Origin of the sequence: Halorubrum salsamenti, assembly GCF_007671685.1 — an archaeon.
Classification (GTDB): domain Archaea; phylum Halobacteriota; class Halobacteria; order Halobacteriales; family Haloferacaceae; genus Halorubrum; species Halorubrum salsamenti.
Window position 1 is genome coordinate 890,925 of record NZ_VCNL01000001.1, and the last position, 13,267, is coordinate 904,191.

General features: G+C 69.2%; 12 protein-coding genes and 1 tRNA gene. 4 read left to right on the forward strand and 9 right to left on the reverse strand.

The window, feature by feature from the left end; genetic code table 11:
• Positions 1–69: 69 nt before the first annotated feature.
• A complete protein-coding gene (locus FGL94_RS04355; RefSeq protein ID WP_144921284.1) occupies positions 70–327 on the reverse strand; it encodes a DUF5789 family protein in 258 nt (85 codons plus the stop codon).
• 127 nt (positions 328–454) lie between these two features.
• Here FGL94_RS04355 and FGL94_RS04360 point away from each other — a divergent pair, with 127 nt between their 5' ends.
• Positions 455–985: a universal stress protein gene (locus FGL94_RS04360; RefSeq protein ID WP_144921286.1), complete on the forward strand. Its 531-nt coding sequence runs from the start codon at positions 455–457 to the stop codon at positions 983–985.
• 36 nt (positions 986–1,021) lie between these two features.
• On the opposite strand, the gene FGL94_RS04365 is transcribed toward FGL94_RS04360, so the two are convergent.
• On the reverse strand, positions 1,022–2,002 hold the full coding sequence (locus FGL94_RS04365) for a biotin--[acetyl-CoA-carboxylase] ligase (RefSeq protein WP_144921288.1): 981 nt from the start codon (positions 2,000–2,002) through the stop codon (positions 1,022–1,024).
• A 219-nt stretch (positions 2,003–2,221) separates the two neighbouring features.
• On the opposite strand from FGL94_RS04365, the gene FGL94_RS04370 reads away from it, so the two are divergent.
• Positions 2,222–2,794 (forward strand): hypothetical protein, encoded by a 573-nt coding sequence (locus FGL94_RS04370; protein WP_144921290.1) that lies wholly within the window; start codon positions 2,222–2,224, stop codon positions 2,792–2,794.
• 18 nt (positions 2,795–2,812) lie between these two features.
• Here the strand turns inward: FGL94_RS04370 and FGL94_RS04375 are convergent, their stop codons facing one another.
• Positions 2,813–3,754 carry a DMT family transporter gene (locus tag FGL94_RS04375; RefSeq protein ID WP_144921292.1) on the reverse strand — a complete coding sequence of 314 codons (942 nt, stop codon included), beginning with the start codon at positions 3,752–3,754 and terminating at the stop codon, positions 2,813–2,815.
• A gap of 183 nt (positions 3,755–3,937) precedes the next feature.
• On the opposite strand from FGL94_RS04375, the gene FGL94_RS04380 reads away from it, so the two are divergent.
• Positions 3,938–4,420 carry an Lrp/AsnC family transcriptional regulator gene (locus tag FGL94_RS04380; RefSeq protein ID WP_144921294.1) on the forward strand — a complete coding sequence of 161 codons (483 nt, stop codon included), beginning with the start codon at positions 3,938–3,940 and terminating at the stop codon, positions 4,418–4,420.
• 488 nt (positions 4,421–4,908) lie between these two features.
• On the opposite strand, the gene gatE is transcribed toward FGL94_RS04380, so the two are convergent.
• Complete coding sequence (gene gatE / locus FGL94_RS04385; protein WP_144921296.1) at positions 4,909–6,792, reverse strand: Glu-tRNA(Gln) amidotransferase subunit GatE; 1,884 nt, start codon at positions 6,790–6,792, stop codon at positions 4,909–4,911.
• 418 nt (positions 6,793–7,210) lie between these two features.
• Positions 7,211–7,295 (reverse strand) — tRNA-Leu (locus tag FGL94_RS04395).
• Positions 7,296–7,470: 175 nt separating this feature from the next.
• Between FGL94_RS04395 and FGL94_RS04400 the strand changes: the two genes are divergently transcribed.
• Entirely contained in the window at positions 7,471–8,031 is a 561-nt protein-coding gene (locus tag FGL94_RS04400; RefSeq protein ID WP_144921300.1) for a DUF420 domain-containing protein, read from the forward strand.
• Positions 8,032–8,080: 49 nt separating this feature from the next.
• Here FGL94_RS04400 and FGL94_RS04405 read toward each other — a convergent pair whose 3' ends face one another.
• The 4 genes from FGL94_RS04405 to rqcH all read right to left on the reverse strand — a co-directional run bounded on the left by FGL94_RS04405 (position 8,081) and on the right by rqcH (position 13,260).
• Positions 8,081–8,779 (reverse strand): halocyanin domain-containing protein, encoded by a 699-nt coding sequence (locus tag FGL94_RS04405; RefSeq protein WP_144921302.1) that lies wholly within the window; start codon positions 8,777–8,779, stop codon positions 8,081–8,083.
• 153 nt (positions 8,780–8,932) lie between these two features.
• Complete coding sequence (purF, locus tag FGL94_RS04410; RefSeq protein ID WP_144921304.1) at positions 8,933–10,432, reverse strand: amidophosphoribosyltransferase; 1,500 nt, start codon at positions 10,430–10,432, stop codon at positions 8,933–8,935.
• 148 nt (positions 10,433–10,580) lie between these two features.
• Positions 10,581–10,964, reverse strand: coding sequence for a DUF5820 family protein (locus FGL94_RS04415; RefSeq protein ID WP_144921307.1), 384 nt, complete (start codon positions 10,962–10,964; stop codon positions 10,581–10,583).
• A 79-nt stretch (positions 10,965–11,043) separates the two neighbouring features.
• Entirely contained in the window at positions 11,044–13,260 is a 2,217-nt protein-coding gene (gene rqcH, locus FGL94_RS04420; protein ID WP_144921309.1) for a ribosome rescue protein RqcH, read from the reverse strand.
• Positions 13,261–13,267 lie beyond the last annotated feature (7 nt).

The following is a 13,267-nucleotide window of genomic DNA, read 5'->3' on the forward strand; positions in this document are numbered from 1 at the left end:
GATGCGAGACGCGCCGTGGCGTGGGTAGGGGTGACGAAGGAGTTGACGCGGCCCGCGACCGGAGCCGAATCAGGCGTCGCCGTCGGACTGCCCCGGCTCACCGACCGCCTCGATCGGGAGCACGTTCTGAAGCGCGGCGACGGCGTCCTCGGCGCTCTCGAACCGCTCTTGATCGATGTCGGCCACGAGGTCGCCGAGGTCGGCGTCGCCGTCGGCGAACAGCACGGTCGTCCCGGCGCAGGACTCGGCGAGGTCCCCGCGGGCGATCGGGAAGGGGTAGTCGCCGAACTCGTCTTCGACGCGCGAGAGGTGAATTTCGGATGTCATGGGTAGGTATCGGCGCGTGAGGCCTTAAGCGCGCCCCTCGTCCGAATTCCGACGGATTCGGCCGCGAAAGAACCGGCAAAACGCGCAAAGAGTTATGTGCGGGCGGTTCCGTGGTATATGTGAACGTATGAGTCTATACGATCGGATCCTCGTCCCGACCGACGGCTCCGCCGAGGGGAAGCGGGCGGTCTCGCACGCCCTCGACCTCGCGTCGGTCCACGGCGCGGGCGTCCACGCGCTGTACGTGGTCGACACGGCGAGCTACGCGGGGATGCCGATGGAGAGTTCCTGGGAGGGAGTCGGCGACCTCCTGCGAGACGACGCGAACGAGGCGGTCGCGGAGGTCGAGTCGCTCGCGGCCGAGACCGATCTCGGCGTCGAGACGGCGGTCGCGGAGGGGTCCCCGAGTAAGGAGATCATCCGGTACGCCGAGGGCAACGACTGTGACCTGATCGTGATGGGGACGCACGGCCGCGGCGGAATCGACCGGCTCCTCCTCGGGAGCGTCGCCGAGAAGGTGGTTCGCGGGTCGAGCGTCCCCGTGTTGACGGTGCGGCTGGACGGCGAGATTCCGGAGGGCGGGGCCGTCGAAAGCGAGGCCCCGGCCGAAAGCGAGACGCCGGCCGATGGGGAGCCCGAAGCGACGGGACAGAGCTAAGCGACAGTCGCGAGACGGGCGTCCCGCGATCGGTCCTCACTCGTCGGCGTCGCGCAGGTGCTCGCAGTCGCCGGCGTGGACCCGACGGGTCCCGTCGTCCGTGTCGATGGCGAGCGCACCCGGCGGTTCCACGTCGACTGCGGTGCCCGTCACCGGGCCGTTCGGGGTGTCGACGCGGACCCGACGGCCGAGGGTACTCGCTCGCTCGCGCCACGCCGGCAGGACCCGGTCCATCCGATCCGGCGTCCCCGCGAGCGCCGCGAAGCGTTCGAGGAGGGTCGCGACGAACCGGCGCCTGTCGACGGGTTCGCCGAGTTCCTCCAGTAGGGAGGTCGCGCCCGCCGGAAGCGTCTCGGCGTCGGTGTTGGCGTTGACGCCGATCCCCGCGACGAGCCACGAGACCCGGTCGGCCTCCCCCTCCATCTCCGTGAGGATCCCGGCGAGCTTGCGGCCGCCGCGGCCGTCGGAGGCGTCGCCGTCGCCGTCGCTTCCGATCCCGCCCACGAGCACGTCGTTCGGCCACTTGATGTGGGCGTCGACGCCCGCCTCCCGGCAGGCGTCTGCGGTCGCGACCGCGGCGGCGAGGGTGAAAAGCGGGGCGCGGGCCGGCGGCACGTCGGGCCGGACCACGAGCGAGAGCCAGACGCCGCCGCTGGGCGCGACCCACTCGCGGTCGAGCCGCCCTCTGCCGCCGGTCTGCTCGTCGGCGACGACCGCGACGCCGTCGGCCCCCTCGGCCGCCAGTTCGCGGGCGCGGTCGTTGGTCGAGGGGAGCCTGTCGCGATACTCGATCTCGTAGGGCGCGTCGAGCCCGAACTCGATGCCGGCGGCGGAGTAGCCGGGTCGTTCGGGCGCGGCGTACCCCTCCGAGGTCGACTCGACCGCGAACCCCTCCTCGCGGAGCGACTCGACGGCCTTCCAGATCGCCGCCCGCGACACGCCGAGTTCTTCGGCGAGCGCGGGACCGGAGACCGGGCCGTCGCCGAGGGCGTCGAGCAGCGCGCGACGCGTGTCCATGTGGTCGGGGTCGGCGCGGACGCGCAAAGCCGTTCCGGGTCGGCGCCCGCGCCTCCCTGTCCCAGCCCGAACCGGGTACGTCGGGTCCATCGGAGACACCGGGTTTCCGGTGAAACGACGAGCGTTACCGAGTCGCACGGGACAGCGGCGGATCCGGCGATCGAGTCTCCGACCCGGGCTCGGCGCAAGACACAAGGTCTCACGGGCGAACTCTCGGACATGCAACCCTCCAAGGAGCGGGAGGCGTCCGACGGCGATCCGATGGACGACCTCGACGACCTCCTCGACGACGACCTCGCGGGCGGCGAGGGCGACTCCGGTTCGGCCGCGAGCGCCGCGTCGGACGCCGAGGGCGTCTCCGGGACGAGCCAAAGCGGGGGCGGTTCCGGAGGCGGTCGCGTCGGATTGGACGGCCGCTGGTTCTCCGGAAAGGCGTTCCTCGTCGCGCTCGTCGCCGTCGCGCTCGGGGTGTTCGCCGGTGGGGCGATTCCCCTCATCGGCGGCACGATCGGCTCCGCCGCCGGCGTGTTCCTCGCGACGTTCCTCGTCGGGCTGGTCTTCTCGGCGCGCAGATACGTGGAAACGGGAATTGCCGGCGCCGCGGCTGGCGCCGGGACTGGCGTGACAAGCGTCCTCGGGATCGGCTTCCTCCCGATAGGGGTCGACTACCTCCAGCAGTGGGGGCTCCCGCTGCTCGCCGTCGGCGGCGGGCTGGGGCTGGTGCTGGCGCTGCTCGGCCACTACTTCGGACGAGACCTCCGGGCGGGGCTGACGGAAGATGTCAGCGTCTAAGAAGCTTGTCTACCGTCGTCAGCGCGCTCGGAGAACGTCCTCGATGCCGACGTAGGCGGCGATCTCGTGGCGTTCGAGCACGAGGAAGCCGGCGAGGATCGCGACGAAGCCGATGATCGCCTCCGCCTCGATCAGGCTGCCGAGCAGGACCCAGCTCCCGACCGCGGCGACGACCGGCTCCGCGTAGCCGACGAGGTGGAGCTGGGCCGGGCCGACCTCGTCGAGCAGCGCGAAGTAGATCAGGAACGCGACGACGCCCGACAGCAGCGTGAGGTACGACAGCGAGGCGATCGACGTCGCGTTCCAGACTATCGCCCCGGGCGACTCGCCGAGCAGGGCGGCGCCGCCGAGCAGCATGCCGGCGCCGGAGACCATCGCCCACCCCTGCAGCGCGGCGATCGGGAGGTCGGTGCGGAGCGGGCGGAGCAGCACCGCGCCCAGCGAGAAGGCGACCGCGCCGGCGAACGCGAGCCCGACCCCGAGCAGGGCGGTGCTGCCGAGCCCCGCCTCCGTCGGGTCGGCGATCACGATCACGCCGAGGATCCCGAGCGCGAACCCGCCGATCTCGAAGGGTCCGAGCCGCTCGTTCGGGAGGAGGACGGCCGCGAACGTAGCGGTCAGCACCGGCGCGAGGCTCACGACCACGGCGGCGACCCCGCCCGAGATGTGGAGTTCGGCGACGTACAGCAGGCCGTGGTACGCGGCGATCACGAAGGCGCCGGCGACGGCGACGCCGAGCCACTCGTCGCGGCCCCGGGGGACCGACCTCCCGGACGTGACCGCGGCGAAGCCCAACACGATCGCGCCGGCGACGGCGTAGCGCACGCCGGCGAACAGCAGCGGCGGGAAGTAGTGCAGTCCGGCCTCGATGGCGACGAAGGAGGTGCCCCACAGGGTCGCGAGGAGGACGAAGGCGGCAACGATCGATTCGGGAGTGGAAATGAAGTTCCGCAGATTCATTGACTATCTATCCGAAATTGGAAGAGATAGTTAAACTATACTCTCGATCTCTCGCTGGTCTGGGATGAACAATCAGACATACGAATCAGATGCGATTCGGTCCCCGAAATGAGTGCTAATTTTGAATTCTGCTTCAACTATATCGGTCGCAATATATAACAGACCATCACGCAAACGGGAGGTATGGACGAGCGCGACGTGCGGCTGTTGAAGGCGATCTCGGACCTCGGCACCGGGAGCCCCGAGCGGCTCCACGAAGAGACCGACATTCCGGTGTCGACGATCCACTACCGGCTGAACAACCTCCGGGAGGACGGCGTGATCGAGAACGACCTGTACGACCTCGACCACGAGGCGCTCGGGCTCGGCGTCACGGTGATCGTCGAGGTGCTCGCGAGCTACGAGGGGCCCTACGAGGAGTTCGCTGAGGAACTGCTCGCCGTGGAGGGCGTGACGGAGGCGTTCTTCACGATGGGCGAGACCGACTTCGTCGTCCTCGCGCGACTGTCGTCGTCGGACACCGTCGAGCGCCTCATCAGCGACTTCGAGGCGATCCCGGAGGTCGAGCGCACGAACTCGACGTTCACGATCGCCACCCTGCGCGACGAGCCGCGCGCGCCGGCGACGTACGACCTCGACACGCTGATCGAGGAGCTGACGGACTGAGGAAGCGTTCTCGCTGGGGCAACGGCGGCATTTTTAAGCATAATTGGGAGAAGGGCGGTCACTTATTGACAGAGGTGCGGTGGCGCGTGCCTCCGAGCGCCCCCAGGGCGCGAGGAGCACGCGCGAGGGAGTCAGTCGCCGGAGCAACGCGGAGGCGACTGACGAGGCTGGGGAGGTGTGAGGCTGTGCGGTGCGGGCGGGTGGGACTCAGAGGGGCAGTCGCGAGGGCGAAGCACGCTGCAGCAAGCACCGCAGCGAGCAACGCGAGCGAGGAGCGTGGTTCGAGAGAGCTTTGCTCTCTCGTCATCGCCAGAAATCGGTGATTTCTGGCTAGCAGTCAGAACGCTTTGCGTTCTGACGACATCACGAAAGGCGCGCAGCGCCTTTCGAACGACAGCAAAGCGCGCGAGTCGTCGCGACTGGGGCTTTGGAGGTCTTCACCGTCGAGTCATCGATCGCGTATAGACAGCCACACCACACGCCGAGATCTACGACCGCTTGCCGATCTCCTCGCGGAGCACGTCGGAGACGACCTCGCCGTCGGCCTTCCCGCGGAGCGCGCCCATCGCCTCACCCATCAGGCCGGAGAAGGCGCCCATCCCCTCCTCCTCGATCTGATCGGCGTTGCGCTCGACGACCTCCACCACGGCCTCTCGGACCTCGTCCTCGCTCACGCCCGAGAGCCCGGCCTCCTCGACCGCCTCGGCCGCCGACAGCTCGGGGTTCTCGGCGAGCGTCGTCAACACTTCCGGAACGCCCTCCTTCGCGAGGTCGCCGTCCTCGACGAGGTCGAACAGGTCGAGGAACTGCTCGTCGGTCAGGTTCTCGACGGGCGCCCCCTCCCGGCGGATCTCCGTCGTCGTCGACTCCAGCGTCGACGCGGCGAAGGTGGGGTCGACGCCGCGGTCGACCGCGGTCTCGAACAGGGGGAACCGCTGGCCGAACGCGACCTGCTCGGCGAGGCCGGCGTCGAGCCCGAACTCGTCGGCGTACCGCTCGGCCTTCTCGTCGAGGAGTTCCGGCCGGTCCACGTCGGAGGGGTCCGGCTCGACCGGCGGCACGTCCGTCTCGGGGTACATCCGCGCCGCGCCCGGCAGGGGCCGGAGGTACCGCGTCGTCCCGTCGTCGTTCGCGCCGCGGGTCTCCTCGGGGACGCCCTCGATCGCGGTCTCCGCACGCTCGGCGGCCGCCTCGATCGCGAGGTCGGCGGTCTCCGGGTCGGCCGCGACGATGGCGACCGCGTCGCCCTCGCCGGCGCCGACCGCGTCGCGGAGGGCGTCGACCTCCGCCTCGGTCACGCCGTACGCCGGCAGCTCGTCGGTGTGGAAGATGCCGCCCGCGCCGTGGCGCTTGGCGTGGTCGGACAGCTCGGTGCCGAGCCGGCGGTCCGGCTGGATCTCGCGGCCGACGAGCCCGTCGAAGCCGAACAGGGGGACCGCGGTGACCTTCCCGCCCGCGTCGAGCGCGCCGCGGATGACGCCCGACTCGGTGTCGGCGAAGGTGTCGGTCACGTCAGAGACCTCGCCGACGCTCGCGTCGCGCTCGCGGAGTTCGTCGCGGATTTCGAGCAGTTCGGCCTGCCGTCCGACCTCGCCGCGGACGATGTCCTCGATGCCCTGCAGGTCCTGTACCCCTTTCACCTCGACGCGGGCGCCGTCGGCGATGGAGACGTTCACGTCCTGCCGGATCGTGCCGAGCCCGCGCTTGACCGCGCCGGTCGACCGGAGCAGCATCCCGATGCGCGCAGCGGCCTCGCGAGCGCCCTCGGGGCTCCGAATGTCCGGACCCGTCCCGATCTCGACGAGGGGGACGCCGAGCCGGTCGAGCGAGTAGACGACGCCCTCCTCGGTCTCCTCGACGCGCTTTGCCGACTCCTCTTCGAGCATGAGGTCCGCGATCGAGACGCGTCCCTCGCTCGTCTCGATCTCGCCCGCCTGTCCGAGCAGGATCGAACGCTGGAACCCGGAGGTGTTCGAGCCGTCGATGACGAGCTTGCGCATGACGTGCGCCTGATCGACCACGGAGATGTCGAGGAGGTCGGCGATCTGGAGCGCCACGGAGAGGGCCTCGCTATCGACGCGGCGCGGCGGCTCGTCGTCCTCCTCGACGAGGCAGGTGGTGTCGTACGCGAGATAGGTGAACTCGCGGTCGACGCGGCTCTCCTCCATCGCGGCGTCGTCGAGTTCGCCGAGTTCGCTCTTCGTCGGATGGAGGCGGCGGTTGATCTCGCGGTCGGACTCCTCGGGGTCGCGTTCGACGGTCGGGGAGTCGCAGAACAGCTTCGTCGCCGTGTCGAGCTGCTGGTGGATCTCCAGCCCGGCGACGAGCCCCAGCTCCTCGTAATCGTACTCGGGGGTCGCGTCCGTACTCATTACGCCTCACTCCGGCGGCGCGGGACTAAAAGGGTGGCAGTTCGCGCGGGCGATGCGGATCGAGACCACTGATGTTGTTTATAAATGACGGGACGGTGGCGCGTGCCTGTGAGCGTCCCCGTGGGACGCGAGCAGCACGCGCGAGGGAGTCGCGAGCAGAGAGGGACCTCCGGTCCCTCATGCAGCCGGCGCGCAGCGCCGGCGACGAAGCGAGCGACAAGGCTGGGGCTTTGGAGGTGTTCACCGGCGATCGATAGTCACTATTTATAAGCGAGCGGCTGGGGCTTTGGAAGTATCCGTCGCGTTACCGAACAGAATCGAGTACAGTCGTCGCTCGTCGCGTAGCGACCGAAAGGAATTATGCGTGGGTGCTGTCGTAGAGACAACACCGTGCATCGTGGGGGTGTACCCCGTGCGATGCGTGGGACCGGATTTGAACCGGCGGACCTCTACAGGACAGCGCCCTCAACGCTGCGCCGTTGGCCTGGCTTGGCTACCCACGCTCGCGGTGTTCTGTCGCGTCTCCACGTACCCTTCCCCTAATTAAAAGCCCTTCCATTCGGCCGGACCGTGACGGAGGTTGCCACCGATCGAGAGGACGCACGCGACGAGCCACCCGCCGGGACCGGGTCGTCGAAACCGGCACGCGTTTGGGAGTGGCGTCCCACCGATCGCAACATGTCCGAATGGGCCCGCGAGAACGTCCCGTTGCTGACCGCTCTCCTGTCTGCTGCCGCGCTCGCGCTCGTGTTCGGCGCCGTCGGCGGCGCGATTCCGAGCAACGTGCTTCCCCGCGCGAGCGACGCCGTCCTCGCCGCACTCCCACATCTCAACGCCGCGATCTCCGCCGCCGCGATCACCACCATCCTGCTCGGCTGGCGGGCGATCTCCCGGGGGAACGTCGGTCGCCACAAGGCGCTCATGCTCTCGTCGTTCGGGCTGTTCGTCGCGTTCCTCGTCAGCTACCTCTACCGGCTGATCCTCGTCGGGACCGTCGAGTTCCCCGGCCCGGAGACCGTCTACACCTACGTCTACCTCCCGTTCCTCGCGATCCACGTCCTGCTCGCGATCGCCTGCGTCCCGTTCGTCTTCTACGCACTGCTGCTCGCCGCCACCCGCCCGTACGAGGATCTGTACCACACCCGGCACGCGCAGGTCGGCTCCGTCGCCGCGGCCCTCTGGCTGATCTCCTTCACGATGGGGATCGGCGTCTACCTCATGCTGCATCACGTCTTCTGACGCGGAAAGAACACTGACGCGGAAGGCAACAGCCGGTCGACGGCTCGCGCTATTCCTCGTTCGCCATCTTGTGGGCGGCGTAGAACAGCGGGACGAGCAGCGCGCCGGCGAAGCCGAAGCCGAGCGCGAGCGCGCCGATGTCGCTGGCGGTGAGATCGCGGCCACCGGACCCGCCGTCGGACGCGTTCCCGCCGTCGGTCGCGTTCCCGCCGTCAGTTTGGTTTCCGCCCGACCCGCCGTCGCCCCCGTCGCCCTCGTCACCGCCGGGCGTCACGAGGTCGTCGTCGACCGATCCGACCGCGACCGCGCCCTTCATCCCGACCGCCTCGTGCGGGGTGCAGGCGTAGTTGAACGTGTCGCCGTCTTCGGCGTCGGCGAAGGTGTACTCGAAGGTGTACCCCTCCTCGCTGACCGTCTCGCCGCTGTCGAACGTCCCGTCCTCGGCGACGACGTTGTGGCCGCCCCCCTGGCCGGTCCACTCCCAGACGACCGTCGTCCCGGGATCGATCAGGATCGCCGCCGGCCCGAACTTGAGGCCGTCGACCGCGCCGACGTCGACCGTGACCTCGTCCTGCCCGGTGTAGTCGTAGGTGCCGTCGTAGTTGTCGACGTCGTCCAGCCAGCCGTCGTACTGGGCCGCTACCCCGCCGGAGCCGGCAGCGAGGCCCGTCGCGGCGGCGGCCCCCGCGGCGCCGGCCCTGAAGAGTCCGCGGCGACTCATCGTCGTCTCGTCGGCGTCGGATGTCATACGCGTATCTCCCGGCGTGGGCGTATTTAAATTCCCGATTCCACCGCCCGGGCCGCGAGAACGCGACGGCGGACGGAACGCGGCCGGGACGCGGGACGAAACGCGGCCGGGATGCGGGACGAAACGCGATCGAGATACGGGACGACGGCCCGATCAGTCGTCGGCCGGCGTCGCGCCGGGCGCGGTCCCCTCGATATCGCGGTCCGCCTCCTCTCCCTCCACGTCGAACGGGTACTCCCCGGTGACGCACCCCAGACAGAGGTCAGCGCGGCTCTCCCCGAGCGCGTCGGCGACCGCGTCGATCGAGAGGTACGACAGCGAGTCCGCGCCGACCTCCTCCCGGATCTCTTCGGTGGAGGCGTCGGCGGCGATCAGCTCCTCGCGGGTCGCCATGTCGATGCCGAAGTAGCAGGGCGCGATAATGGCCGGCGCGCCGATCCGGAGGTGGACCTCCTCCGCGCCCGCCTCGCGGACCAGCTCGACGAGCTGGGTCGAGGTGGTCCCCCGAACGATCGAGTCGTCGATGATGGTGACCGACTTGCCCTCGACGGTCGACCTGATCGGGTTGAGCTTCAGTCGGACCGCGCGCTCCCGCTCGTCTTGGGTCGGCATGATGAACGTGCGGCCGACGTAGCGGTTCTTCATCAGCCCCTCGGCGAACTCGATGCCGACGTCGCTCTCGGGGCGTGGTTCTCCGTCCTCGGTCGTCTCGCCGGCGGCGTCGGCGTAGCCGGAGGCGAACGCCCGCCCCGAGTCCGGAACGGGCATCACCACGTCCGACTCGACGCCGGACTCCTCCCAGAGCTTCCGGCCGAGCTTCCGGCGCACCTCGTACACGAGGTTCTCGTCGATCACGGAGTCGGGACGGGCGAAGTAGACGTGTTCGAAGAAGCAGTGGGCGGTCGACTCGCGTTCGACCAGCTGATACGTGTCGTAGCCGCTTCCGTCGGGATCCAGAACGACCAGCTCGCCCGGACGAACGTCGCGGATCAGCTCCCCGTCGAGGGTGTCGATCGCGGCCGACTCGCTGGCGAGCACGTAGCCGCCGTCGATCTTCCCGAGACACAGCGGGCGGTTCCCGAGGGGGTCTCGCACCCCGAGCACCGTGTCGTCGTGGGTGATCGCCAGCGAGTAGGAGCCGTGGATGCGGTTCATCGTGTGTTTGACCGCCCGCACGAGGTCCTCTTCGAGGAGGTTGCGCGCGAGGTCGTGGGCGATCACCTCGGTGTCGCCGTCGGAGGTGAACGCGTGGCCCGCCGCCGCGAGCTCCTCGCGCACCTCGTCGGCGTTGACGAGGTTCCCGTTGTGCGAGAGCCCGAGCGATCCGGACTTGAACGAGACCGAGAAGGGCTGCGCGCAGCTCTTGTCGAGGCTGCCGGCGGTCGGGTACCGGACGTGACCGATGCCGGTGCCGCCGGACAGCGACTCCAGGTCGCCCTCGTCGAACGCGTCGCCGACGAGCCCGCGCTCGACGTGGCTGTGCTGTTGGAACCCGTCGTGCGTGACGATCCCCGCGGACTCCTGTCCCCGGTGTTGGAGCGCGTACAGCGCGTAGTACAGCGGTCGCGCGGCCTCGCGGTCAGCGAGCGAGACGCCGACGACGCCGCACTTCTCTCGCGGCTCGTCAGCGGTGTTGTCCCCACCGGCTTGCATATACTCGTCGGTGGGGCGTGAGTCGATAAAAACCCTCGTGTTCGTGGCACAATGGTCCGTTTAAACTGCAGAAGTATGCATAGGTGTGGATCGGACGCGGCTAGTTCCCCGACGCGATAGGGGTCACATCCCTCCCGCGGCGACCCTCTCAGTCTCCGCCGACGTACTCGTCCAACCGCTCGAAGTACGCCTCCCGCGGCACCTGGTAGGCGGCCCGGTAGTCCACGTCGCCGGCGGCGAACCGCTCCGCGACGTCGACGGCTGCGGCCGCGCCCGCCTCGCGGCCCTCGTACGTCTCCGAAACCGCCTCGATCTCGGGCTCTAAGAAGAGGACGACGTGCCACTCGTCGGTGGCGTACTGGCCCGACCCGGGACGGGAATTGCGCGCGCCGTTCGTCAGGTAGATCGTCGGGAGACACTCGGACGGGAGGTCGTCGCCGCCGAAGGCGTCCGGGCGGTACACGAGGATCGCCCGGCCGCTCGGCTCCTCGTTCCATACCCGCCAGCCGTCCGGCAGCGCCTCGAAGCTCATGGGCGGAGTCGGGGACGAAGGCTTGAAAGGGTCGCGCTCCGGGCGGGAGAGGGGTTCGGCCGACTCGGCAGCCGAATTCTCAGTCCACGATATCGGAGCCGCCCGAGGGGAGGAACTCCTGCAGCTGGTCGGCGCTGGCCACCTTCCGCACGAACGACTGGTCGGCGAACCGCTCCTTCAGCTCGCGGTACACCATCATCGCGGCGTCGTTCTGCGCGTACATCCCCGGCTCCAGCGTGACGCTCGACGCCGCGCGGTCGACGATGGCCGAGGGCGGCCCGCCGATGGCGCGCGTGACCGGCTCGCACTGGACGCCGACGGCGATCCGACAGGGAACGTCCTCGAAGTAGGTGCGGTCGCCGCGGATCACGAAGCTCCCCTTCTCGATGTACTCGCCGCTCTCGGGCGTCTTCGACACCTGATCGGGCTCGACCATGTACGCGTCGCCCGCGCCGCGCCCGTCCTTCCAGTCCGACGAGTAGGAGACGGCGAACTGCGCGGCCTCCCGCAGGGTCTCCTCCGAGAAGTCGACCGGATCGGCCGACTCCGAGGGCCCCGCGGCTTTTAAGAGCGTCACCGGCCCCCCGTGCGCCTGCGTGTGGAAGAACCGGTCGTGTTTGCCCATGTACTTTTTCACCAGCTCCTCGTTCTGGTCGGCGTTGCGCCCGCCGATGACGAGGTACCCCGTCGAGGTCCGGAACCAGCGGAACCGCTCGAACCAGTCGTCCGGGCTCCGAATCGGGATGGAGGAGCGCGAGAGCCAGTCGGTCTCGTACTCCGCTTCGCCGTCGCCGTCTCCTCCCTCACCGTCGCCGCCGTCCCCGTCACTCCCGTCGTCGGTCGCCTCCTTCGCCTCCCACTCGGCCTTCCGCTCCTTGACCGCCTCCAGCTCTTTCCGGGTCGACTCGATCGCCTCCATCGCGCCCTCCTTCTTCCCCTCGATCCGCTTGGCCTCCTGATAGAGGCGGTCGGCGTTGACCTCCACGCCCGCGCTCGCGTCGAGCTCGACCCGGGTCGTTCCCCCGTCGTCGCCCTCGTCGTCGAGCTCGACCGTCACCGTTCCCTCGCCGCCGTCGACGTCGACGACCGCCTCCGCCGCCGGGATCCCGCGCTCCGCGCCCGCGTCGAGGGTCTCCGAGATCTCGTCCCAAGGCACGTCGTTCTCGCGGGCCTCCCGCACCGTCGAGAGCACCTCGTCGACGAGGTCGTACTGAGCGTACAGCAGTTCCGCGCGCTCTCGCTCCGCCTCGGCCTGCTCCTCGAACCCGTCGATCGCCCCTTTCTGCTGTTCGATGATCCGCTCCTGTTTGGCGATCTCCTCCTCGAAGTCGGGGCGAGAGGCGCTCGCGTCCGCGGGGGCCTCGCCGGCCTCGGTATCTTCGCTTTCGAGCCGGTAGAAGTACTCGTCGACGGCGGCGTTGAAGGAGTCGAAGCCGACGCTCGGGAGCCCCTCGTGTTCGGAGAGCGGGAAGGGGGTGACGTCGACGACGCGAGGGTCACGCTCCTCGTCCGACTCGGCCTCCCCGTCTCCGTCCCCTCCGTCGAGTTCCTCCTCGTACACCCGCGGGTCGATGTCGCCGGAGCGGAGCCGCTCGCCGATTCGTTCGAGCGCCTCGTGGAGCGCGCGAAGGTGATCGTCGGTGGCCTCGTCGACGGGGAGCGTCTTCTCGACGCCCGCGCGAGTGCACACCTCCTCGGCGTAAAGCCCGCCGAGGTTGAGCTGGGTCGCCAGCGTCCGCACCACGTCGCTGTCGGACTCGCGCATGTGCCTTTTAAATCCGCCGAGGCTGACGTCGAGCGGGTTGAGCCGCGAGGCCGGGTACTCGTACCGCGAGCCGGGCGCGACGGTTCGGGACTTGAGCCGGACCGTCGACAGAGACCCGACGACCTCGCCGGTCTCGTCGAGCGCGGCGACGTTCCCCTGCCCGAACAGCTCGGCGACGAGCGTCGTGTTCTGGTCCTCGCGCTCGAACTCGAACGTGAGGATCCGGTCGAACTCGTACTGCTCGACGCCCGCGAAGTCGGCGCCGGACATGCGGTTGCGCAGCATCTTCGCGAAGTTCGGCGGCCGCCCGGGCGCGTCGGCGACGTGTTCGGCGTCCGCGACGTGAGCGCGTTTGACGTCGCCCACCTCGATCATGAGCTCGACCCGTCCGCGGTCGAAGTCGCGGAGCTTCAGCCGGAGCAGGTCGTCGTCGTAGAGGTACGCCTTGTCGACCTTCGCGCCCTCGTACCGATTGAGCTCGGTGACGAGCGCGCCGAGGTCGATGCTCGACAGCTCCCGCTTCTGGTCCATACTCCAA

What these genes read in the sequence shown, in the direction of transcription:
- FGL94_RS04355 (WP_144921284.1), bottom strand. Translation starts at nt 327, where the DNA reads ATGACATCCGAAATTCACCTCTCGCGCGTCGAAGACGAGTTCGGCGAC.
- FGL94_RS04360 (WP_144921286.1), top strand. Translation starts at nt 455, where the DNA reads ATGAGTCTATACGATCGGATCCTCGTCCCGACCGACGGCTCCGCCGAG.
- FGL94_RS04365 (WP_144921288.1), bottom strand. Translation starts at nt 2,002, where the DNA reads ATGGACACGCGTCGCGCGCTGCTCGACGCCCTCGGCGACGGCCCGGTC.
- FGL94_RS04370 (WP_144921290.1), top strand. Translation starts at nt 2,222, where the DNA reads ATGCAACCCTCCAAGGAGCGGGAGGCGTCCGACGGCGATCCGATGGAC.
- FGL94_RS04375 (WP_144921292.1), bottom strand. Translation starts at nt 3,754, where the DNA reads ATGAATCTGCGGAACTTCATTTCCACTCCCGAATCGATCGTTGCCGCC.
- FGL94_RS04380 (WP_144921294.1), top strand. Translation starts at nt 3,938, where the DNA reads ATGGACGAGCGCGACGTGCGGCTGTTGAAGGCGATCTCGGACCTCGGC.
- gatE (WP_144921296.1), bottom strand. Translation starts at nt 6,792, where the DNA reads ATGAGTACGGACGCGACCCCCGAGTACGATTACGAGGAGCTGGGGCTC.
- FGL94_RS04400 (WP_144921300.1), top strand. Translation starts at nt 7,471, where the DNA reads ATGTCCGAATGGGCCCGCGAGAACGTCCCGTTGCTGACCGCTCTCCTG.
- FGL94_RS04405 (WP_144921302.1), bottom strand. Translation starts at nt 8,779, where the DNA reads ATGACATCCGACGCCGACGAGACGACGATGAGTCGCCGCGGACTCTTC.
- purF (WP_144921304.1), bottom strand. Translation starts at nt 10,432, where the DNA reads ATGCAAGCCGGTGGGGACAACACCGCTGACGAGCCGCGAGAGAAGTGC.
- FGL94_RS04415 (WP_144921307.1), bottom strand. Translation starts at nt 10,964, where the DNA reads ATGAGCTTCGAGGCGCTGCCGGACGGCTGGCGGGTATGGAACGAGGAG.
- rqcH (WP_144921309.1), bottom strand. Translation starts at nt 13,260, where the DNA reads ATGGACCAGAAGCGGGAGCTGTCGAGCATCGACCTCGGCGCGCTCGTC.